This window comes from Mesobacillus maritimus (assembly GCF_044803185.1).
GTDB classification, from domain to species: Bacteria; Bacillota; Bacilli; order Bacillales; family Cytobacillaceae; genus Mesobacillus_B; species Mesobacillus_B maritimus_B.
In genome coordinates, this window is record NZ_CP085225.1 from 5,259,138 (window position 1) to 5,280,599 (window position 21,462).

19 protein-coding genes are annotated in these 21,462 nt (G+C 42.6%); 1 reads left to right on the forward strand and 18 read right to left on the reverse strand.

Annotated elements, in window-relative coordinates; translation table 11 throughout:
* Positions 1-10 precede the first annotated feature (10 nt).
* From LG336_RS25340 to LG336_RS25360, 5 genes are all read right to left on the reverse strand, one after another.
* Positions 11-865 carry a carbohydrate ABC transporter permease gene (locus LG336_RS25340; RefSeq protein WP_404330245.1) on the reverse strand — a complete coding sequence of 285 codons (855 nt, stop codon included), beginning with the start codon at positions 863-865 and terminating at the stop codon, positions 11-13.
* Between the two features lies 1 nt (position 866).
* Entirely contained in the window at positions 867-1,751 is an 885-nt protein-coding gene (locus LG336_RS25345) for a carbohydrate ABC transporter permease (protein ID WP_404330246.1), read from the reverse strand.
* Between the two features lie 71 nt (positions 1,752-1,822).
* Positions 1,823-3,109: an ABC transporter substrate-binding protein gene (locus tag LG336_RS25350; RefSeq protein WP_404330247.1), complete on the reverse strand. Its 1,287-nt coding sequence runs from the start codon at positions 3,107-3,109 to the stop codon at positions 1,823-1,825.
* Between the two features lie 280 nt (positions 3,110-3,389).
* The gene (locus LG336_RS25355) at positions 3,390-4,364 is read right to left on the reverse strand and encodes an SIS domain-containing protein (protein WP_404330248.1); all 975 of its coding nucleotides are present in this window, start codon (positions 4,362-4,364) and stop codon (positions 3,390-3,392) included.
* 541 nt (positions 4,365-4,905) lie between these two features.
* Complete coding sequence (locus LG336_RS25360) at positions 4,906-7,053, reverse strand: YecA family protein (protein WP_404330249.1); 2,148 nt, start codon at positions 7,051-7,053, stop codon at positions 4,906-4,908.
* 676 nt (positions 7,054-7,729) lie between these two features.
* On the opposite strand from LG336_RS25360, the gene LG336_RS25365 reads away from it, so the two are divergent.
* Positions 7,730-8,239, forward strand: a complete 510-nt coding sequence (locus tag LG336_RS25365) for a sigma-70 family RNA polymerase sigma factor (RefSeq protein ID WP_404330250.1) — start codon at positions 7,730-7,732, stop codon at positions 8,237-8,239.
* A 257-nt stretch (positions 8,240-8,496) separates the two neighbouring features.
* On the opposite strand, the gene LG336_RS25370 is transcribed toward LG336_RS25365, so the two are convergent.
* From LG336_RS25370 to phnH, 13 genes are all read right to left on the reverse strand, one after another.
* Positions 8,497-9,261: a hypothetical protein gene (locus tag LG336_RS25370; protein ID WP_404330251.1), complete on the reverse strand. Its 765-nt coding sequence runs from the start codon at positions 9,259-9,261 to the stop codon at positions 8,497-8,499.
* 87 nt (positions 9,262-9,348) lie between these two features.
* Positions 9,349-10,737: an alkaline phosphatase gene (locus LG336_RS25375; protein ID WP_404330252.1), complete on the reverse strand. Its 1,389-nt coding sequence runs from the start codon at positions 10,735-10,737 to the stop codon at positions 9,349-9,351.
* A gap of 152 nt (positions 10,738-10,889) precedes the next feature.
* Positions 10,890-12,272, reverse strand: a complete 1,383-nt coding sequence (locus LG336_RS25380) for a metallophosphoesterase (protein WP_404330253.1) — start codon at positions 12,270-12,272, stop codon at positions 10,890-10,892.
* 125 nt (positions 12,273-12,397) lie between these two features.
* Complete coding sequence (locus tag LG336_RS25385) at positions 12,398-13,252, reverse strand: PhnE/PtxC family ABC transporter permease (protein WP_404330254.1); 855 nt, start codon at positions 13,250-13,252, stop codon at positions 12,398-12,400.
* Positions 13,252-14,037 (reverse strand): PhnE/PtxC family ABC transporter permease, encoded by a 786-nt coding sequence (locus LG336_RS25390; RefSeq protein ID WP_404330255.1) that lies wholly within the window; start codon positions 14,035-14,037, stop codon positions 13,252-13,254. Before LG336_RS25390 ends, LG336_RS25385 begins: the two co-directional genes overlap by 1 nt.
* Positions 14,027-14,815 carry a phosphonate ABC transporter ATP-binding protein gene (gene phnC, locus LG336_RS25395; protein ID WP_404330256.1) on the reverse strand — a complete coding sequence of 263 codons (789 nt, stop codon included), beginning with the start codon at positions 14,813-14,815 and terminating at the stop codon, positions 14,027-14,029. The genes LG336_RS25390 and phnC overlap by 11 nt, the downstream gene beginning before the upstream one ends.
* Before the next feature lie 33 nt (positions 14,816-14,848).
* On the reverse strand, positions 14,849-15,877 hold the full coding sequence (gene phnD, locus LG336_RS25400) for a phosphate/phosphite/phosphonate ABC transporter substrate-binding protein (protein WP_404333283.1): 1,029 nt from the start codon (positions 15,875-15,877) through the stop codon (positions 14,849-14,851).
* A gap of 95 nt (positions 15,878-15,972) precedes the next feature.
* Positions 15,973-16,692, reverse strand: coding sequence for a phosphonate C-P lyase system protein PhnL (locus LG336_RS25405; RefSeq protein ID WP_404330257.1), 720 nt, complete (start codon positions 16,690-16,692; stop codon positions 15,973-15,975).
* A 31-nt stretch (positions 16,693-16,723) separates the two neighbouring features.
* Positions 16,724-17,902, reverse strand: coding sequence for a phosphonate metabolism protein PhnM (gene phnM, locus LG336_RS25410; RefSeq protein WP_404330258.1), 1,179 nt, complete (start codon positions 17,900-17,902; stop codon positions 16,724-16,726).
* 85 nt (positions 17,903-17,987) lie between these two features.
* The gene (locus LG336_RS25415; RefSeq protein WP_404330259.1) at positions 17,988-18,833 is read right to left on the reverse strand and encodes an ATP-binding cassette domain-containing protein; all 846 of its coding nucleotides are present in this window, start codon (positions 18,831-18,833) and stop codon (positions 17,988-17,990) included.
* Positions 18,834-19,688, reverse strand: coding sequence for an alpha-D-ribose 1-methylphosphonate 5-phosphate C-P-lyase PhnJ (locus tag LG336_RS25420; protein WP_404330260.1), 855 nt, complete (start codon positions 19,686-19,688; stop codon positions 18,834-18,836).
* Positions 19,685-20,842: a carbon-phosphorus lyase complex subunit PhnI gene (locus tag LG336_RS25425; RefSeq protein ID WP_404330261.1), complete on the reverse strand. Its 1,158-nt coding sequence runs from the start codon at positions 20,840-20,842 to the stop codon at positions 19,685-19,687. Before LG336_RS25425 ends, LG336_RS25420 begins: the two co-directional genes overlap by 4 nt.
* Positions 20,830-21,447, reverse strand: coding sequence for a phosphonate C-P lyase system protein PhnH (phnH, locus tag LG336_RS25430; protein ID WP_404330262.1), 618 nt, complete (start codon positions 21,445-21,447; stop codon positions 20,830-20,832). The genes LG336_RS25425 and phnH overlap by 13 nt, the downstream gene beginning before the upstream one ends.
* Between the last annotated feature and the right edge of the window lie 15 nt (positions 21,448-21,462).

Sequence of the window (21,462 nt, forward strand, 5' to 3'; positions counted from 1 at the left end):
TCCTTCCTTATTATCCTTTTACCGACCCTTCGGATAGTCCTCTTACCAAATATTTCTGAAGCGCAATCAGCAGTGCAATCATCGGCAATGAGGCAATGACCATCCCCGCGAGTAGAACTCCCCAATCTGTTCGCAGTGCATCTCTAAAATTCATTAACCCAGAAGGAATCGTCTTCAACGCATCGGAGTCAATAAAGATAGTAGCAAATAGAAACTCATTCCATGCAAAGAATGAAGTCAAAACAACTGTCGTAATGAGGATTGGGACGGAAATAGGAAGATAAATTCTTCGATAAATACCGAATTCACTGCACCCATCCAAGATTGCTGATTCTTCAAGTTCCTTAGGGATACTTAAGAAATAAGCACGAATTAATAGGATCGAAAGTGGCAAGCGGTATGCGATATAAGTGAGAATAAGAGCCCATCTCGTATTAATTAAATCCAAAGCACTAAGAATATTAAACAATGGAATTAAGGCAACTTGCGGGTTCATCATCATTCCACCGATAATGAAAATGAGAGCCACATCAATCCAACGTGACCGGTAGCGGGCCAAAGCGAATGCAGCCATCGAACCGATAATAACCACTGCCACAACTGTGATGCCTGTAACAAAGACACTATTGATAAAATAGCTTGATATCCCTTTTGACCAAGCCAGCGCATAGTTTTCTACAAGCCAAATGCTCGGTAGACCCCACACATCACTATAAATTTCTTTATAGCTCTTCATGGATGAAATAACCATCCAAATGAGAGGGTAGATAATCACAAGTGCGTATACAACTAATCCCAGCATAAGCAACCAATTTGCTGCGCCACCATCCCGAAATTTAGCAGATGACCGTTTTTTTATTTTCATTTTAATCATCCTTTCCAGTTCGAGATATTCGTATTTGAATAAGTGCAAGAACAGCTGTAAGTATAAAGATCATCACCGCTAATGTAGATGCATACCCCATGTTATCTTTTACAAAGCCCTGTTGGTACATATGGACGGACATCGTAATCGAACTATAGCCAGGTCCACCATTTGTAAGGATATAAGGCTCATTGAAGACGAGCATTGATCCAGTAACAGTAATAAGCGTATTGACAAATATCGCTTCTTTCACATTTGGAACCGTTATGCTAAAAAACTTCCTTATATTTCCTGCGCCATCAATATCCGCTGCTTCGTATAATTCATTCGGGATTTTTTGAATCGCAACAATAAACAGCATCATGATAAACCCAATACTCTGCCATTGAGACATGGCGATAACCGCATAAATGGCCGTATCTGCATTTCCAAGCCAAGCCTTTGCCACGCTCTCCAAACCGATCAATTCTAGGAAACTATTTAAAAGCCCCATTTGTGGGTTATAAACAAATCCAAAAAGCAAGGCAATGACGGAAATTGAAATCATGACTGGCATGAAGTAAACGACTCGGAAGAATGGAGCAACCTTACGAAAAAATTTATTTTCCAATATATAGGCCAGAACTAATGCGAAGCCAACCTGTAATGCTACCGAGATGATTGCGTATAAAAATACATTGATTAACGCAACAGGTACCACCTTGTCCGATAAAAGTACCTTGAAATTTTCCAATCCTACAAATGTCTTTTCGGGTGAAAATACGGAGAAGTCAAAGAAGCTATTGTAAAAGTTTTGTACAAGTGGAATATAGACAAATGTGACTAGAAATAAGATACTTGGAAGCAAGAATAGTATAGGGATAATTCTAATTTTCTTCCTAAGCATTTGCTGCACCCCCTATATCTTTATTAAATCAAGATTCAGGGAGGAGTTCCCCCCTGAATCTTAGTAAAACATTATTTCAAACGTGCTGCTTCTGCTTGAACTTCCTCCATGATTTCTTCTGGAGTTATCTGATCGGTTGCTAAGGACTGTCCACCTCTCATGAACACGTCTGCAACATTAATATTCACTGCATTATCAAACCAAGGAGCCGGGGAAGAGGCATCTAAGACAACCTGATAAGCTTCCATGATAGTAGGAGATGTATTATCCTCTGTAACTGCACCTTCAATCGCAGTTAATTGACCATCAACCTCCGTAAATTCATAAGCTGTTTCCTCAGATGTCAAGAATTTCAAGAATTCTACCGCTTCAGGTGGCGCATTCTTGCTTAACATCCATCCCTCTGGTGCACCAGTAAGTGCGTTAGGATCTCCTTTTCCTCCTTCAATTGCAGGGAAGTTAAAGAATCCAAATTCCGCTCCGCCCATTTCTTCCACCATTTTGACTTCAGCGAACTGCATGTAAACAATCGGCACTTCACCAGCACCAAACATATTTCTAGCCGCTTCATGGTCGATTGCTGTAGAGACATCGCCCATGTATTTTGTAAGCTCTTGGAATATTTCCAATCCACGTACATATCCTGGGTCTGTAAATTTACCAGTACCGTCGACATAGTCAACTGCGGTTACTGCAGGATCAACGACACGTTGGAAAATAGTTCCTAGGTAGTGAGAAATCGCCCAAGTGTTTGTCAATCCTTCTACTAAAGGAGTTTCATACCCAGCTGCTTGAAGCTGATCTAGTACATCAATAAACTCATCGTATGTTTTAGGAGCTTCGATGTTGTTCTCTTCAAAAATCTGCTTATTGTAGAAGAAGGCTTTTCCATCAATCGTAAATGGAACACCATATGTCACATCGTCAAAGGTAAAGCCACCAAATTGGGATTCCATAATTTTACCTGACCACTCTTTGTCAGCCTCAAGAACGTCATTAAGAGGCATAATTCTTTCGGAGGATACAAGATTTAAGGCAAAAGAGTCGGACCAAGAGGTGAAGACATCTGGAAGGTCATCACTTGAAACAAGCACTTTGATCTTTTCTTTATAAGAATCGTTTAAAACAGAATCCACATTAATCTTTACGTTCGGATTCGCTTCCATGAACTCTTTGATTTTTTGATCATAGAAGGATTTCCGTGGCTCATTCGGCCATCTGTGGAAGAAATCGATTTCAACAACATCTCCCTCAGATTTACCACTATCTTCTTCTGCATTGTCAACACTGGATGAACAAGCAGCGATGATTGGTAAAAGAAAAAGAAACAGAACCAAAACAGCAAATGACTTTTTCATACTCTTTTTTCCCCCTTTTTTATCTTGCTTTTTATTGGCAAATGGCGAGGGTTCCACTCGTAGTTTCCCCCTGCCAAAGTCAAAATGAGCCAAAATTCCGAAAAATCAATCGATACCACGTTCACATTCTATTAAGCTGTAAAGAACTGATTGTTCGTCCCTCACTATGACCAATTATTTTCTAAAAAGTTGGATTTTTAACTATTTTATAATAGAATTATCCAATCTACTAGAATAATTTTTTCATAGTACAAATGGCTCCCGTGGATCAAATATTGGATTAATACTCCATTTTCCACATATAACGTCTTACAGATAGTGGGTGGCCAGTATGCTCCGCTAATCCATCTGCATATTGTCTTAAGACAACTCCCGCAATAGCAGGCCCAAAGTACTCTTTAAGATCCTCATCGATTCCTTCATAATCAAACTCTGCCACGTCTACTACTTCAACCTTGTCACTGAACTTCTGAGCAAAAGTAATTGCTCTCTCATCTAAAGGTCTGGTAGGCCCTTCTCCCTTGATAATAAGGAACGGAACATCATAATCCGTAATTTCAAATGGTCCGTGGAAGTATTCCCCTGTATGAATCGCATTGGAATGAATCCATAGCATTTCCATTAACAGACAGCTTGTAAACGAATAGGCCTGATGATAATAGGCACCGCTTCCCATTGTGTAGATAATCTTTTCTCTTTTGTTTTCACTACCAAATTGGAAGGCTCTTTCCAAAGTCTCCTTTTTATTACGTTCGAAAACACTTTCCAACTGATTCAACTGACTTAACACTCTATCATATTTTTCATTTGGAGAAACCGTATTTAGGATATTGAAGATTAAGCTATAATACACTCCGATTTCCCCATCGATAGCATCGGAACCATCTTTGTAGTTGTAATGAACCGTATATTCCGCTTCCTTACAAAGTGGAGATTCTACATCCATCGAAATGGCAATCGTCACAGCACCTTTTTCTCTCGCAAACTTAGCAGCCTCAACAGTTTCTGGGGTTGTACCAGAATGAGAACGAAGAATGACAACGCTTTCAATTCCTAGCCCCTTAGGGTTGCTATGTACAAATTCATTGGATGTATAGACCCTGCTAGGGATATCAATCTCACAATCTAAGAAGAAATCCCCAGTAGATAACGCCGCCATCGATCCTCCACAAGCCACAAAATAAAAGTTCTTTACATTCCTTTCGCTAACAGCTTTTACAGCAGCAGCAATTTGATTTACGTGTTCGATTTTCATTAACTACACCTCCTGAGATATTATGACATCATATGAGGTCATATCTAAATAATAAAACCTGCATTATAATTTGTCAAACACTTTTGAAAAATTTGTTTTTTTTATTTTAATAACATTTTTATTATTCTATTAATAGTTTTGGCGGGACAGAGGGACAGGTTCCTTGTCCCAGAAACCAAAGATTCCTTTATCTTCAGCTATGGTGCTTCCCCTATATTCTAAGTATTCCAGGACTAGCCAAGAACTGTCCCTTTCCCGGGGTGAGTCCATTATCTTTCGAAGTTTATATATTGAAAATGCGCGAATAAAAAAGAGAAGTGCGCTAACACTTCTCCCTGTAACCAGTTTTATTGATTCATTCCAATACAAACTTAATTTGACACTCCCACCGCTGAAGCAGTGGGCTTTCCCATTCGTGAAGTTCGGTAAAAGCTAATACAGCAAGAAAACAAGACTCCCCCACTCTGGGCCATGATCCTTATCCCTGTTTCCTGGCCAAGACTAAAGAACTCGTTTGATTACCTATTATAACTCATTTATTCTATACCCGGGACAAGGTACTTCTATCACCAAGATAGACCCTTGCAACACTGTAAATTGTCCAATTTGTTTTTTGGGACAAAGCTCCACATACGACCATCCCTGGCTGCATCAGTGAAAGGGGTTCTTTTCGGACCTTAGTTTTATACACTTGTCCAGCGGTTTCATCGATCTTGACAAGATTTACATACGAGGCAGTGACGGATTTTATGAGAAAGCAACCTTCCAGTATTTGACCCGGCACTTCCCCATTTTCAAAAATTCGGCGAAATTCTCCTACATTACTGCTGAATTCGTATCTTCTTTCGTGATAAGGCGTATAAGCATCTAGAATAGTGATTGCATCTAAAACAAGAGTTTCCAATTCCTTCACAAGCTGCTTTACGACAGACCCATAAGCTGTCCTATGTCTTTTGTCGAGCCAAGCCGCAAAGCTTTTGACCATCGTCATAAATCCCTTTGCCTGATTGGCCGTTGCATCCTGGTTAAAATGTAGATAATAATAGCCAATCAGCTTCTCCCATTGCTCTGGAAGAATCTCCGTAGGACGTTGAATCGCTTCCTCTTCAAAGAAATAGGAGATCACCTGCACACCAAGTCGGTATTTATAAAAGGTATTAGGGGATTTTCCAGCTCCTTTTTCCTGAAAAAACTCCAAAAGGTCACGGGCATATTCGCTCTTAATTTCATCAACAGATAAGCCCATCTCATCCCATAACTCCAGTTCTTCTCGTTTCCAGTCCTCCACATGACTTAGCGGGTTTTCCAACAAGACGAGAGACGACTCTCGACGCTCTTGAAGTGTGGTAAATGGAGAAGGCGGCCTATTCAAAGCTTTCCTTACCGAATTAAAATCGGCTGTCCACTTTTCCTTTGTTTGATTTTTTGTGTTCCGATAACTTCCATATTCAATCTCCCGGAGCCACTGTTCAAGTTCAGCATGCTTGTCCAATGCCACCATCTCAGCCGGTGTTTTCCCATTAAACAGCGGCAGTGGTAAGTGCAGGTCTCGGGTGAGCAAGGCCTGTTGGGCAAAGCTGGCGAAAACAGGTGGCACCTCCTTTTCTAATGACACACTAAAGGAGTTAGCTTGAACTTTCCCCGGCACTTTCCGGCTATCTTTCTCTTCCTGGGTTAACACAGCCTGCGGAATATCCACTAGAATCCTTTTGAACTTTTCTGTGACTGCTTGATCAAAAGATTGGTACGTCAGTTGATTTCCTTCAATTTCAAGAATCGCTTCAATTTCATTTAAAAAGACTGCACCACTCGCCAAATTATCATCATAGCGGTAGCGATTTTTTACGAGACTAGCCTTGCCACTACGTCCATCCCACTCATCTATTTCGAGGCATCCAGTTTGGTGGACCGCTGTCATCACTTCGTTCACGTCAGTCATCGAATACACGAGGGTTATGTGCGCCAACTCGCTCTCCTCTTTATCTCGCCATTCCACCTCCTGAAGCAAGGCACCCGTCATTTCTGGAAAAACATCAAACGCCGCTTTTTCATACGAATCGCCCGTTTCCTCCAGATGGCTTTTAAAAAGCCTCTCTGCTGCCTTCAATTTTCTCGGGCCTACGATGGCAGCCACGCCATTCATGTAATAACTGCCATTCCATTCTTCTAATAGACATAATGCCCCTGCCCAAGGTTGTGGTTCCGGTAATGTTTCACAATAAGGCATATGAAACCGTTCATTTGAGAATAAATCTTCGACAAGAACCCCTTGTTCATTAAAATCAACATGTTGAATCAAACGCGGCACAAGCGACTCCCAACTATGCGCCATACGCTGCAATGCCGGTTCATCCCGTCGGCCTTTCTTCCGGTTATACCATTCAATGCCTCGTAATCCCCCAAATGCCGGGTGGCGATAAAAGAACATTAACCAATAACGGACAAACTCTTCCTTTATATCTCGAACACTCGTTCGCTCCTTAAATTCTTTCATGAGCGACTGATACCCCGAGAAAGTATATGACCCAAGCACATCCTCCATTAATCGTTCAGTCAGCCGATGCTTCAACTGAAAAAAATGGTCCCGCTTTGCCTGCCCCAGTTCAACCACTTTCGCTTTCTTTAAACAGCACTGCTTGTACTTCTTGCCGCTACCGCAAGGACAAGGTTCATTCCTCCCAATCGTCATTCCAATTCCTCCGAATCTTTTTTTAAATTTTACCACGAAGAGGGACAGAGGGACAGGTTCACTGTCCCAGCTCCTGCTCATATATAAAACACTTTCACAAGGTTTGTCTTAACTAAGACAAGCTTACTGCTGTAACACCACAAAACCAATTGGGAAAACAACCCAACCGGTTTTGGTTTCTCTCTGAGGGATAGTCAGCCATGCTTACGATTACCAGTGCCCGTCTGAGATCAATTGTTTAAATCCCGCTCTGAAACAGAGTGCCTGTCCCTGTGCCCACCCGGGGGGTGACAGTCACCCGAATCCTTGGCTATAATATAGGCCCGGCAAGCGCTTTTCTTGCCGGGCCTTAGGCTTACCGACTTATTTATAAATGAATCCCCTCGTCTAAACCTCTCATACCGGGTCTATCACTAAACGGGGCAATGTATGACCATATCATCCACCTTCAACTGGGACAAGGAACCTGTCCCTCCGTCCCGGAAAAAACACCCCAAATCTGTCTTAAATCGTTAAAATTGCGATTAAAAGTCAAATTTGACCTCAATAAATCCATTTTAAGTCCTTTCTAGGCATGAAATGGGATTTGTCCTCGTTCGTTGCTCATCGTCTTTCTCGTTATCGTAAAGGTACCCGGGAATCACATTGTGAAGCGCGCTTTCTGAAGGGAAACCAAATGGAAAGCTTTGAACAAGTTCAGGAGCAATACACACCGATGATCCATTGCATCATTCGCAAACTATCAATCTACACGAACAAAGACGAATTCTTTCAGATTGGACTCATTGCGCTGTGGGAAGCCCACCGGCGGTTCAATCCGGAGAAAGGTTTGTTTTCGAACTACGCTTATACGTATATAAAAGGTTCGATGATGCAGGAATTAACCAAAAGGAAGAAGGACGAAGAACATACCTTTTATGCGGATGGGGAATTTTTCGAGGTATTCGAAGATAGCAATGAGAAGCTCCCAGATGAAGAAAGTATTCTCTTGAACATTTGTAGACAATATCAGCTGACCGAAAACCAAACGAAATGGGTCCTTTACAACGTTTATAAAGGGCTTAAAAATACAAAAATTGCCTCAATTGAAAACGTGAGTGTCTCCGCGGTCAAAGCATGGCGTGCCGGAGCAATTAGAAAGCTAAAACAAGATTCACTAAAAGACCTCAGCGATTGGTTTGAATAATGGGACACAGGCACCATGTCCCGCCCTTTCTCATAGCAAACTCTTTCACAAATCCACTATTGAAAGTTTCGTTTTGTTAAGGACAAGCTTATCGATAACTTCACTTTTAAGTAAAGCAAACCGGTTGGGTTCCCCAACCGGTTTGCTTCTCTGCATCGAACACCTTTGCGATGCTGCAACCCTATCCTTTTCTAACTAAAAACCTTTGGCTACTAATTTTGCTGCAAGGAATCTGGGACAGTGTTCCTGTCCCACCTCTAAAACTCGATTTTAATCTTTTGTGATTCACTGATTTTTTTCTGTTCTTGGTCAAATACGTCACTTGTTGTTATTTCTATCCATTCGATTGGTTCTTCTTTATCATTCTGGTGCTTTTCGTCATGACTTTCTTCTTGTTGATCATCGTTATGCTCATCTTGATGGCTGTCTGATGCATTGACAATAAACCCAAGGTTACCAAACTTTGTATGGTTTCCTTTCAATTCACCGTTTAACTCTTCAAGGTAAATATCTTTTTCCCAGTCAAGTGTCTCACCGGTGTTCGTTTTAATTAAAGCAATCGGAGCAAAATTCACATTCTCAGCGGAAGTATTTTTGATTTCAACGAACACCTTAACAAAATCAAATTCCTCATCATGAGTTAACACATGAAAATAATCAATCATGCTATAATCCGGTCTCAAGTGAATCCATTTCAACTCTTTTACTATTAATTCAATTGGTCCAACGGTATAGGTTTGATTGACATCCTTATATGCTTTTAGAGTGGCCTCCCCTTTTCCATCCGCATAAATGTCACCAACTTTTTGCAACGATCTGTCGTCGGTTACTTGGGGATTAGGCTGATACTTGTCAAATAAATCCTGATCTGTTTGCGGAGTCGGTTCATCATTTTTTTCACTCGTAATGTTTTCTGATTGAGCTTTATCACCATTTGTTTTTTCTCCGTCATCAGGTGCAGCGCCAGCTGAACAGCCCGCCAGCAGTAGGGTTAAAAATCCAATAGCAAGAAACCGATTCATGGTGAAACCTCCCTATAAATGTGTTCTTCTTCAAAAAAGTTCCCGCTGCTTTTTTTAAAAGCAACGGGATCCTCCTATTTTATAAAACTACTTATCTTCGATTTTAATGTCGTATTTTAAAGCATCAAATACATTTTTAGCAATATCAGTATTATCAATTTGTCCAGCAAATTTATCACTCTGCGGTCCAAATGCATATACAGGTACGTCTTCACCTGTATGTCCGCCTGTAGTCCAACCAGTGTGAGAACGCTTATTGAAAATGTCCTCAATCGCATTGTCAATGTCGACAACTTTTTTATCCGCAACATCTTTAACAGATTGAATTTCTTCTGCCGTTAACGCAAGAATGTTTTGGTCAATATACGTCTTCAATGTTTCTTCAACATCTGCACCGTTAGCAATTTCTGCTGCCATGAAATCAGGTGTACGTTTAGCAGCTTTGATTGGCTCGCCGAACCAGTTGTAAATACCGTCAGCACCGATAGAATAGCCGCCAGTTGAATGATCAGCCGTTGCAACCACTAGAGTATGCTTGTCCTTTTTCGCAAATTCAATCGCTGCGTTAAAAGCCTTTTCGAAATCTTCCATTTCACTCATCGCGCCAACAATATCATTGTCATGCCCTGCCCAGTCGATTTGGCTTCCCTCAACCATTAGGAAAAAACCATCCTTATCCTTGCTTAAACGAGAGATTGCCGCATTTGTCATTTCTTCAAGAGATGGAGTTTCTTCTGGACGGTCGATCATCTTTGGAAGTCCACCAGATGCAAACAATCCAAGAATTTGATCAGTTTTATCATTTAATAGTTCTTCTTTATTGGTTACATAGCTGTATCCAGCTTGTTGGAATTCTTCGGTTAAATCTCGATCTTTACGATCAAAGTTCCTTAAGCCTCCACCAAGAAGAACGTCTACTTTATGCTCGCCATTCATCAAATCATCAAAATAGTCATCAGCAATGGCATCCATGTTTTTACGGCTATGATCATGTGAACCAAACGAAGCTGGTGTGGCATGGGTAATTTCTGAAGTTGCCACAAGCCCTGTCGCCTTTCCTTGTTCTTTAGCCGCTTCAAGGACGGTTTTCACTTCCGATCCATCGTTATCCACTGCAATAGCATTGTTATATGTTTTAATCCCTGCAGACATCGCTGTTGCAGCTGAAGCAGAATCTGTTACGTTTTGTTCAGGGTCTTCCGGATAAGTCATTTGTTGTCCAACAAGATATTGGTCAAGCGCTGTTTTTTCCGCCGTTTTAGTAGATGGATCATTTTTCAAGTAACGATGGGCAGAAGTATAAGAAACTCCCATGCCGTCACCAATTAAAACAATAACATTTTTGATTTCAGCGTTTGTGTTCACTTCGTTTTTACTTGCCTCAGCATTCGTGAATCCACCAACTAATCCACCAAATGCTACTGTAGAGAGAACCGCAACTGGTAATAATTTTTTAATTAATTTCTTCTTATTCAACAATGTCTTTTCCTCCTATATTTCGGTTTAGGTGTTTGACACTAACCATATTAATAGGAAATTATTAATCTAGCATTAATACACTGTAAACATTAGATTAACTACATTAAAACACTGTAAACTCAAATTACCCTCCGTCCCTGCTCGTGGCGTCACTGTGACTCTATCAACGTTTTCCCCAGTACTTTTAATGAATTTTTGCTGATATTTTCATAGGCGTCTAGTGCGTATAGCTCGATTTCATACATGGTATTGGGGTTCAAACCGTCTACTGTTACTGTAAGTGGATTAGGCACCGGGTCTTTATAAAACTCAGAAAAGGCGAGACGCTCACTCACAATTTCGCCTGAATCAGCCTCTTTTGTGACAACTTTATAATCATGAACGAGAAGGTCATCCTTCGCTTGCGTAAACATAATCGCCAAGCTCATTGCGGTTGTCTCATGATGAACAATCGACATCATCGCCTCTTTCCCAAAAAATGGCGCCTTTTTATCTCGGTCTTCTGTATAGGTGAAATTCTTTTTATTCGCGGGGTAGTTGACCTCAAACGCATCGCCTGTCCAATCATTATGATGGATATCCCGTCGTTTAATGATGACTTTATTGTGATACACCTCTACGATAAGGGCTTGGTTGAGCAAGCTTGCTCCTTCCGGGACTTCTCCTTGTATTCTTCCATCATCTAACCATAAATAGGCCCCTGTCGAAGTACCAATCGAGGTAAAATCCTTTTGGTGAATGATCTTTGGGTCATCCAATGGATAATGCGTGTGTCCGGAAAATGAAATCACCTGCGGATACATTGCTAATGTTTGATAAAATAAATCCCGGTTCTCGTTGAATCCCCATTCACTTCCGTAAACAGTATCCTTAATTGGCTGATGATGGAAGACAAAAATTGGTTTTTTCTTATCGTCGTTTTCGGCAATTTTTAACTGTTCCGCTAACCAAGCGATTTGTTTCACTGAAAACGTTCCTTCTGTCAATCCGTCCTCCGTCCCCAGTACAATAAAGTGGTACCCATTTATCACTTGATGATAATAGATTGCCTCCATCCCGGTTTTTTCAAGGAACCGTTTTTGCGCATCCGCAACGGAGAGTCCGTTCCAGTAATCATGGTTCCCGATGGCGAACATCGGTTTCGCTTGTGGGTGTTTATTTGCTTTGAAAGCAGCCATAAGATCATCGTATTCTTTTACATGGCCATAATCCGTTAAATCGCCCACAACCATAAACGCATCTTGCTGGGGACAAACTTCATTCAGCTGCTTAAGCGTAGTCACGAATTTCTCTAGATTACGAGAATGGTTCGATTTAATATGAATATCACTAATCACCGGAAAAACGAGTTGAGGTTTCGCTCCAGTTACGTTTTCAACCGAAGCACTCGATACCGCCCCTACAGGCAGGCTCGCTAATGAGCCCACAAACGATAACCCGATCGCTGCAGTGGCTAGCTTCGTTGTTCCTCCCAAGAAAGTACGACGATCCATCCCCTTATTCAACCCATTCCCATTCTGTTCCTTCACCATGCATTTCCCCTCTCTGTTTTCTTAAAATATCAAGACAGCAACATTACTCAAACACCAGCCACTCCGCTTCCGACCACCTGGGACACGGTGCCTGTCCCCTTGTCCCACACGGTGCCTTGTCCCACTTACCCGTTGACTTTGAGCTTTTTTTTGAATCTGATGGCTAGGATTTCGAGGAGGATGGCGATGGCTAGGATGAAATAGGTGATGGCTCCGATTTCTCTGATGTCTAGATAGAAGTTGCTGGCCATGAACATGTCAAAGCCGATGCCGCCTGCACCTGCTGCTGCTCCCATCGCGATGGCTACTGCAAAGTTAATTTCAAACCGCAGGAATGTCCAAGAAATCATATACGTAAGCGAGGATGGGATGACTGCTTGAAAGATGATCTGCCACCAACTAGCTCCGCTCGCTTGCAGGGCTTCGATGACTCCGTTGTCTAGTTCTTCAAAGGATTCGGAATACGCCTTGACTAAATAGCTTACCGAATGGAATGTCATCCCGAGGACAGCGGCTACACTCCCAAGTCCTGCCGCTACTGCAAAGATTAACACCCATAAAACCGTCGGAACCGCTCGAATAAACGCTACAAGTCCTTTGATGATGGCAGAAACCCGTTTATTGGTTAGATTTTCAGCCGCAAGAAGCCCTAAAAATACCGCGATAACCGCACCAAACAACGTGGTTAAAAATGCCAGACCTAACGTGACGAAAACTTGATAGAGCGCATGGGTAAACGTAAAATGTGCAAGATGAGGTTCTAAAAACATCGCCTTTAGATTCGCAAAAGTGGCCAGAACCGCTTCCCCAATATCAAGCTCTTTGTAATCAAAGCTGAAAAAGGCGTAAACCGTCAGAAGCGCCAGGGTGAAAAGGGTGCTTCGAATGACCACCGTCGATTTCGTCAGCGTTTTGATTCTGATTGGCTTTTGCAGGTTCAGGAATTGTTTCGCTGAAGTCATTTGTTCCTTTGCTTCCATTACAAAATCACCCTTCTTACGTAATTTGATACAAATTCAATGAATAAGATGGCCACAATAATGACAATTACCACCAATGAGGCAACATCGTAATGTAGACTTTTATAATACAGGTTAAAAGTAAAGCCAATTCCAGAGCCGGTCAGCAGCCCAATCAAGGTGGCACTCCTGATATTGGTTTCAATCATAAACAAGATCCAGCTAATCATTTGTGGAAGGCTTGATGGAATCACCGACTGAAAGATGATCGAAAAATAACCTGCACCAGTCGCTTTTAATGCTTCAACTGCGCCTCCACTGACCTCATCAATCGTTTCGACAAAAGCGCGTGTTAAAAAACCAAACGAACCAAAAAACAAGGCAAAATAACCTGTCAATGAACTTTGACCAAATGAGAATAGTAGAATCATTGCCCATGCGGCCACATCGATGTTACGAAAAATGGTGGCGATCCCTCTGCTCACGCTCCCAAAAAAGGCGTTGACTCTCGTCGTATTCGAGCCCAAAATCGCAAACAGGATCGCGACGACAGCCCCCACCGTTGTGGCTGCAACGGAAACCAATAGAGTTTCAATCAGCTTATCGAAAATATCCGGAAGCTTAGTTAATGATTCTTGTGTTGGGTAAAAATTGGCCACTCCCCATTCAACCGCTTTCGGAAGGGAAGCAAAGCCCTTGGCCACATTGTACTCGGTGATGATGATGGCTAGGAACGTGACAGCTCCTAACAGGAAAACAAATCCCAGTGCGTTCCGTCTCTTTTTGACAAAGTAATCAGCTTGCATGGATGCCTCCTACATCAAAAATAAGGTCTTCAGCTTCCGATCCGTAAATTCGCTGAATATCTTCTTTTGTTATGTTTTTAGGCGAGCCATTGTAAACGACTTGACCATGGTTAATTCCAATGATTTTATCCGAGTACTTCAAAGCCACATCCACTTGGTGCAAATTCACGAGAACGGTAATGCCCATCGTCGTGGAAATGTTTCGCAAGTGATCCATAATAATCTTGGCAGAGCTAGGATCGAGGGAGGCAATCGGTTCGTCGCACAAAAGCATCCGTGGATTTTGGATCAGAGCTCGGGCGATGCCAACCCGCTGCTTTTGACCGCCGCTCAATTGATCTGCACGCTTATAAATATGTTCATCTAATCCGAGAACATGGAGAATGTTCATAGCCTGTTCCTTTTCTTTTTGACTATAAAGGCCAAGCACTCCAGCCAATGCAGATTTTTTTCCTAAATTGCCATGAAGCGTATTTTCAATTACACTCAAGCGATTGACTAAATTATAGTGCTGAAAAATCATTCCGATTTTAGTACGGAGCGTTTTCAAGTCCTTTTTCTTCAGATTCATCACGTTCATGTTATCAAACGTAATTTCTCCGCTGCTGGCATCAATCATTCGATTGATACAGCGAAGGAGAGTCGATTTCCCCGCTCCGGATGGACCGATGATTGAAACAAACTCTCCTTCTTGGACGGAGAAGTGAACATCCGATAACGCCAACGCATCCTTACCAAATTGTTTGGACACATGATTCACTTCTAATAAGGCTGTCATAGATTATTCCCTCTCCTTGCTAGTTGGGTTAAATTAATTCGAAAGCTCACGAATTGGGTTGAACCATGCATCGTCTACTTCTACTAAACGCTCATCTGCCGATTTCTTAAACAACCCTGAAAACTCGGAATCCTCAGGAACAAAGACTTTTTCGTTGTTCGTAATGTCATCGGAAGTCATCACTTCTAGAAGCTGTGCTTGAAGATCCTCATCTACATTCTCTGTATTGATTACAAATGGTGCATTTAGGACTGGAGTAACCGAGATGAGAGAAAATTCTTTTCCTACAACCGTGTTAAATGGCTCCGCTGCATCTTCTTTTACTTGATAAACCGCACCAGGTCGGTTCAGTTCCCCATCTGCCAGTTCGACATAATTATTCACACAGGTATCACAGAAAGCCGCTACATCCGCTTTTCCTGATAAAAGATTAACCGCAGAGCCTTGGTGAGAGCCTCCGTATAAAACTTCACTAAAGAATTGACCTTCGCCACCTTCAAGCAAATCTTCTGCCGTTAACTTCATGTCTCCCTCTTGATTGAAATACTCAACAATCCCAGTTGAAGGAACTTTAAACCCTGATGTAGAACTATTGGAAACAAATGAGAATTTCTTGCCTTGAATCGGATCAATCCCAAACTCATCGCCATTCTTGTATGAATCGGCATCTGCTTTATTTACGGCTAACCAGCTATAATAAACGGCATCTTCTAAAGTGCCAGACGCACCAGAAGGAACAACCAATGGAAGCACTTTTTCATTTTTATTATGCGCTTCGATGTATCCTTGAGCTCCTAAGAAAGCCATATCAGCGTTTCCATTGGCCACTGCTTCGATTGCCACAATGTAATCAGTAGTTGTTTGATGCTCAACCTTTTTCCCTGTTTTCTCTTCGATTACTTTTCCAATTTCATCTCGAGCTTCCGTCAGATCTGCCCCAGATTCATTTGGGAGCCAAGCAATGGTGAGTGTATCCCCATCTCCTCCTCCTGCAGAAGATGAACAACCAGCAAATACGACTAACATCATCAAAAAAAGTAAAGATAAGAACGTCTTTTTCATCATCAAACCCCTCACTCTATTTATTAAAAAATTTGGCTACTTCCATACTGTATCAGCGAATTGTCAAGGGCTTGTTAACCTTGTATAAAGAATTGTTAAGGGGTGGTAAAATTGGTAGAATGAGAGAAACTACCATTTTGCATGTTGTACTCGTGATCACATAGATGATTCATAAATTCAAGGTCATGAAAGATTCCAAGCATCGTCGTTCCTTCCTTCATCAGCTGTTCAATGAGCTCCTTGACTTTCATTTTAGAGTCATAATCCAAGCTTGCGGTCGGTTCGTCTAACAGCAATAGCCTCGGTTTTTTCACCATCGCACGGGCGATGTTCAGCCTCAGCTTTTCCCCTCCGGAAAAAGTGGTTGGATAGCTGTCCCATAATTCACGATCCAATTCAAAATGCGCAAGAATCTTCTCCGTTTCTTTTTCCGCCAACTCACAATCGTCCCCCATTTCTAGGATGGCTTGTTTCACAAGTTGCCTGGCCGTCGTCCTTGGCATCACATTCAAAAATTGGGATACATAGCCAATCTCATGCTTTCTTAAATAAAGGAGCTCGCGATCGGTTGCTTCAGCCAAATTGATTCTCCCTAATGTCTTCGAGTGGTACCAAATACTCCCTTGCTGAATGCGATATGTTCCGTAAATGCATTTTAAAATCGTTGACTTGCCGCTTCCGCTCTTGCCCGTAATCCCGACAAACTCTCCTTCTTTTAGCTGAATATCCACATGGCTTATCGCTCGAATCTGTTTGCCCAAATGATGGAGGTCAAACATTTTGGTTAAATCCCTAATCTCAAGGAGGGTTTCCACCCGCTCACCCGCTTTCTGAAATGTTCATAGGTTAGATACGATAATTGGTCTTTTGAATCAGCTTTCCGTCTACAAATACGCCCGTAATCACTGGGAAGTCATCCGAAATCTTTTCGATAATAAGCAAATCCGCTTTCTTTCCCTCGCGAATTGAGCCAATTTCATCGTCCATTTTGACCGCTTTTGCGGGGTTAATGGTGACAAGCTTCATCATTTCGACTAAGTCCATGCCGTACTTTTCAACCAACTCAAAGATCGAATGGAGCATCGCGGCTGGATAGTAATCACTGCACAAAATATCAATCGATTCGTTTAAAATCGCTTGGGCTGCCCCCAAGTTTCCGCTATGTGAGCCGCCTAGTAGGACATTGGGTGCACCGGCAATCGTAAACATCCCCAGTTCCTTCGCCCTTTGCGCCACCTCCATGGTAATTGGAAATTCACTAATGGTTGTTCCGAGACAATGAACAAGATCGAGTTTTTCAAGGGTATCGTCATCATGGGAAGCCACCGCAACATCGTGGTCATGAGCGAGCTCAGCGATTTCCTTCATGTCCTCAATCGACAGCTTTTCTTTCGTTTGGTGATTCCGAATGAGAACATCAATCGAGGCATCGCTCATATTGTTATAGCTTTTGACCGTATTCCGATAGATTTCAAGGTGACGATACTGCCCCTGCCCAGGAGTATGATCCATAAAAGAAACCAGATGAACTTTGTTCTCGGCAATATAACTCTTGAGATTCTCCATTTCTTCTACATTATCAATCTCAAACCTTGCATGGAATCGGTGGCGAACAAGGTGCTTCGTACTGTGGGTCTGGTCAATTAAGTCAATCAATTTTCGAACATTTTCGGGCTCTCGAATCGGTTTATACTCATAATCGCTCCCTTTGAATAAGGAAAGCGAATGGAACATCGTCGTAATGCCATGCGAGATCAGCTGTTTCTCCGTTTCTCTTAAGCTCAATTCAAAATTCATGAGGGAAGTGGGTCTAGGCGCGGCCATATGCTCGATATAGTCCGAGTGGATATCAATAAATCCAGGTGTCACATACCCTCCAGCCGCATCAATAACCTCGAGGTGTTCCTCAAATTTAATCTCACCTCTTGGAGCGATTTTCGTGATTTTATCCTCTTCTATTAACAGATCATACCCATATAAAACGACTTCTTCGGTGATCAACCTTCCATTTGTTATCACAAACATAATCATTCCCCCTCCTATCAAAATGGTCATCGGAAATGCCCAGCCTCGGCCTGCTACAGAGTGGCTGGCGCATTCCCTGCAACACTTACAGCAACGAATGTACGAGTTGCTGAGTATATCGATGTTGCGGGTCCTCGAGGATTTGGTCGGTTACCCCTTGCTCGATGACCTTCCCCTCCAACATCACGATTGTACGGTCTGCCAGCATACGGATGACCCCTAGATCATGTGAAACGAGGACAATGCTAATGTTTAACTCACGCTGCAGACTTTTAATCAAATCAAGGACGCTTGCTTGGACAGAGAGATCCAATCCAGTCGTCACTTCATCGAGCAAAAGAAGCGGAGGACGATTGGAAAGCGCTTTTGCGATTTGTACCCGCTGCTGCATTCCCCCAGAAAAGTTTTTCGGTGCTTCTTTGCGGCGATGGACAGGGATGTTGACTTTATCAAGGAGCTCTGTCCCCCTGCTCTCCATCAAGCCCACATGTTGATGACCTGCGGCAATGAGCTTTTCAGCAATATTTCCAATCGAGGAAAAGTTCATTTTCAACCCCAATAAAGGATTTTGATAGACTTTCCCCATGATGTTGTTGCGTATATAGCGCTGCTGCTGAGAAGATTCCTGAAAAAGGTTTTTCTCGCCATTTTCATAATCTGCGAGATAGGCCCCGCCACCGGTTACCTCCTGATCAAAATAAAGGCATTGCATCAAGGTCGACTTTCCGCTGCCACTTTCTCCAACAATCCCAAGAACCTCTCCTGGAAAAACATCAAAGGATACATCCCGGCATGCATAGACCGTTCCGCAAACCTGGCAGTAATTTTTAACCAGTGAAGGAGATTCCCCGTTTTGACAATGCGTACATCCAGGACCATATTGTTTTTGTAAGTTTTTAATCGATAAAACTGGAACTTCAAATTCAGCCATTTATTTCACTCCAAATGGTTCGACTTCATTTAATGTTTCAATACAATAGCTTGTATCATTGCATTGATACACTGTTTCATTTGTTTCCTCATCTACGAGTTCATCTAAAAATACCCCCGTTGACCCACATAAACGGCAATGCTTGTCTTCAAAGGACTCAGGCTCAAACGGATAATCTTCAAAATCAAGCGATACAACTTTTGTATACGGTGGGACCGCGTACACCTTCTTTTCACGGCCCGCCCCTAATAGAATAAGGGCTTCACTTTCATGCATTTTCGGATTATCAAAACGCGGAATCGGGCTCGGTGCCATCACATAGCGACCATGAACCATGACCGGGTGATCTGCCCCAGTGGTCATGCTTCCATATTTCATAATCTGTTCAAACAGCATGAGCCAAGCGCCACTATATTCTTTCTCCGCATGAAGCCTTTTCGTTTCATTCTCGCTTGGCTCATAAGATCGGAGCGGCTCTGGGAGCGGCACCTGCAAAATGAGGATCTGATCCTCGTTAAGCGGAACTTCAGGAATTCGATGTCTTGACTGAATCAAGCTTGCCTCTGCTGTATGATCGGTGATTTCCACGCCGGTCGTATCCGAAACGAGCTTTTTGATATTAACAGCGTTCACTGACTCATCTGACCCTTGGTCAATCACCTTCAGAACATCGGACTTGCCAATCAACGATAACGTGATTTGCAAACCGCCAGTTCCCCAGCCCCTACCAATCGGCATTTCCCTTGAGGCAAAAGGCACCTGGTAACCGGGAATTGCGATTGCTTTTAGGGTGGCCCTACGAATCTCTCTTTTTGACCCTTCGTCAAAAAAAGCAAAGTTATAGGCTGTATTCATCCGCTTTTCACCTCTTGTCCGTTTTTCATCCCTTCCTTTTTCGTTTTCCGCACGCTATCAAGCTTAGACTGGAAGGTCACATAATGAGGCATTTTTAAGTGTGAGATGAAGCCCGTCGATTCGACTGAATCAATATGATACAGCACAAATTCTTCATTATGGCTTGGGAATTCAGAATCGGGATGTTCAAGACAATTATCTAAAATGCCCATGGCAATCGCCTTTGTTTCATTTTGGCCAAACACCAGGCCATAGCCGATTTCAAACTCCATTTCCTTTTTTCCGTATTCTTTTTCTGCAGAAAAAGGCATGAGCATCTCCACTTCGGTAACTTTGATTTCACCAATATAAAACGCGTCATCCTCGTCCCCAACCTCTGTTGGATGATCAACCGTAACCGGTAAAGTGCCAACTCGAAGCTCACCGACGGTTGGATGCAGTGCTCCATAGCCGCGAATAACCGCATAGGCAAGGGACGTAACCGCACCTGTCTCTCCTCTAGTTAACACTTGAAGCCTCTGGCTTCTGCTTGAAGGAAACCCCAGACTTTCCCTCGTTACATCATCTGGTTCAAGGTTGTTCTTTTCACGAGGAGGAATCAGCCCTTCTTTCCGTAAATAATCGAGCACCTTTGGGAACGTAGGGGCTTTTTTATTGAGACAGTTTTCCGTTTGGTTTGGCTGTAGCTCTTCTACCGGACAGTTTTCCATTTGATAACGATGCAGCCACTCCTGGATCACTTGATCGGTTTCCTTCATTAACTCAAAGTCAAGCAAACGATGGGTATAATCGGTTGTGGCTCCGAGAATTTGACCTCCTGGAATGTCTTTAAAACTTGCCGAAATCCGTCGCTCCACCTTCATTTGATCCGATTCAATCACCCTCGAATAGTGCTTGCGAGGGACCGTCGAGCGATAAGCCCTTAAAAGAAAGACGGCTTCCTCCGGATTTCCTTCCGCTTGCTTGATCGCAAGGGCGGCCAACGTCTCATTATAAAGACTGCTTTCTGACATCACCTGGTCAATCAAACCGCGCATCCCCGCTTTGATTCTGTCGACTTCGAGCGTTTGTCCTTGATGAACTCTTTCATATTTCAACCGCTTGATCGATTCTTCAATCGCGCGCGTTCCACCTTTAACGGCTACATATCCCATTCAACACTCACCCTATTTCTAGTAATTTGTGTGGTCCTAGGCAGTGATAAAAGCTGATGCTGTTGATCAATCAACATCAAATCAATCCCCAGCGGGTATTCCTTGTTTTTATTCTGGCGACATTGAACCCATTCTTCTTGGGTATCCACATAAGCGGACTCCATTGTTTGGATGCCCGGTCCTTTTAACAAATGAACTTCCCCACTTGTCACAGAATTTGTTTCAACGATTATGAGGGCAGCATCATGTGGGTTATTGAGTGTTCCAGATTTGGACTTTCGAATCGCTTCCTCAAGCGAGCCTTTTTCTGCATCTTGAAGGACTAGAAGATAATCTGCTTGCTCTGTTGTGGTCGGTTTGGAATAGGTGAGTTGATTGATCAGTTTCGAAACCGCTTCTGCTTGCGCGGAGAAAACCTTAAACGTCACTTCCTGATCCAATAAGGTCAACGCCACCAATAAAAGCGATGTCGGGCACCCTTTTTGATTCTCTACCTCTACTAAAGCTGCCTCTTTGCTCAAATCAGAAATGAGCCCAGGCCTTGAAGTGGAGTCGACCATTTTTCGATAAACAGATTGAAGATCGTGAACGATATCTAACTTCAAACTCTTTTCCTCCCT

Coding starts and splice junctions, on each gene's coding strand:
- LG336_RS25340 (WP_404330245.1), bottom strand. CDS start 865: ATGAAAATAAAAAAACGGTCATCTGCTAAATTTCGGGATGGTGGCGCA.
- LG336_RS25345 (WP_404330246.1), bottom strand. CDS start 1,751: ATGCTTAGGAAGAAAATTAGAATTATCCCTATACTATTCTTGCTTCCA.
- LG336_RS25350 (WP_404330247.1), bottom strand. CDS start 3,109: ATGAAAAAGTCATTTGCTGTTTTGGTTCTGTTTCTTTTTCTTTTACCA.
- LG336_RS25355 (WP_404330248.1), bottom strand. CDS start 4,364: ATGAAAATCGAACACGTAAATCAAATTGCTGCTGCTGTAAAAGCTGTT.
- LG336_RS25360 (WP_404330249.1), bottom strand. CDS start 7,053: ATGACGATTGGGAGGAATGAACCTTGTCCTTGCGGTAGCGGCAAGAAG.
- LG336_RS25365 (WP_404330250.1), top strand. CDS start 7,730: ATGGAAAGCTTTGAACAAGTTCAGGAGCAATACACACCGATGATCCAT.
- LG336_RS25370 (WP_404330251.1), bottom strand. CDS start 9,261: ATGAATCGGTTTCTTGCTATTGGATTTTTAACCCTACTGCTGGCGGGC.
- LG336_RS25380 (WP_404330253.1), bottom strand. CDS start 12,272: ATGGTGAAGGAACAGAATGGGAATGGGTTGAATAAGGGGATGGATCGT.
- LG336_RS25385 (WP_404330254.1), bottom strand. CDS start 13,252: ATGGAAGCAAAGGAACAAATGACTTCAGCGAAACAATTCCTGAACCTG.
- LG336_RS25390 (WP_404330255.1), bottom strand. CDS start 14,037: ATGCAAGCTGATTACTTTGTCAAAAAGAGACGGAACGCACTGGGATTT.
- phnC (WP_404330256.1), bottom strand. CDS start 14,815: ATGACAGCCTTATTAGAAGTGAATCATGTGTCCAAACAATTTGGTAAG.
- phnD (WP_404333283.1), bottom strand. CDS start 15,877: ATGAAAAAGACGTTCTTATCTTTACTTTTTTTGATGATGTTAGTCGTA.
- phnM (WP_404330258.1), bottom strand. CDS start 17,902: ATGTTTGTGATAACAAATGGAAGGTTGATCACCGAAGAAGTCGTTTTA.
- LG336_RS25415 (WP_404330259.1), bottom strand. CDS start 18,833: ATGGCTGAATTTGAAGTTCCAGTTTTATCGATTAAAAACTTACAAAAA.
- LG336_RS25420 (WP_404330260.1), bottom strand. CDS start 19,688: ATGAATACAGCCTATAACTTTGCTTTTTTTGACGAAGGGTCAAAAAGA.
- LG336_RS25425 (WP_404330261.1), bottom strand. CDS start 20,842: ATGGGATATGTAGCCGTTAAAGGTGGAACGCGCGCGATTGAAGAATCG.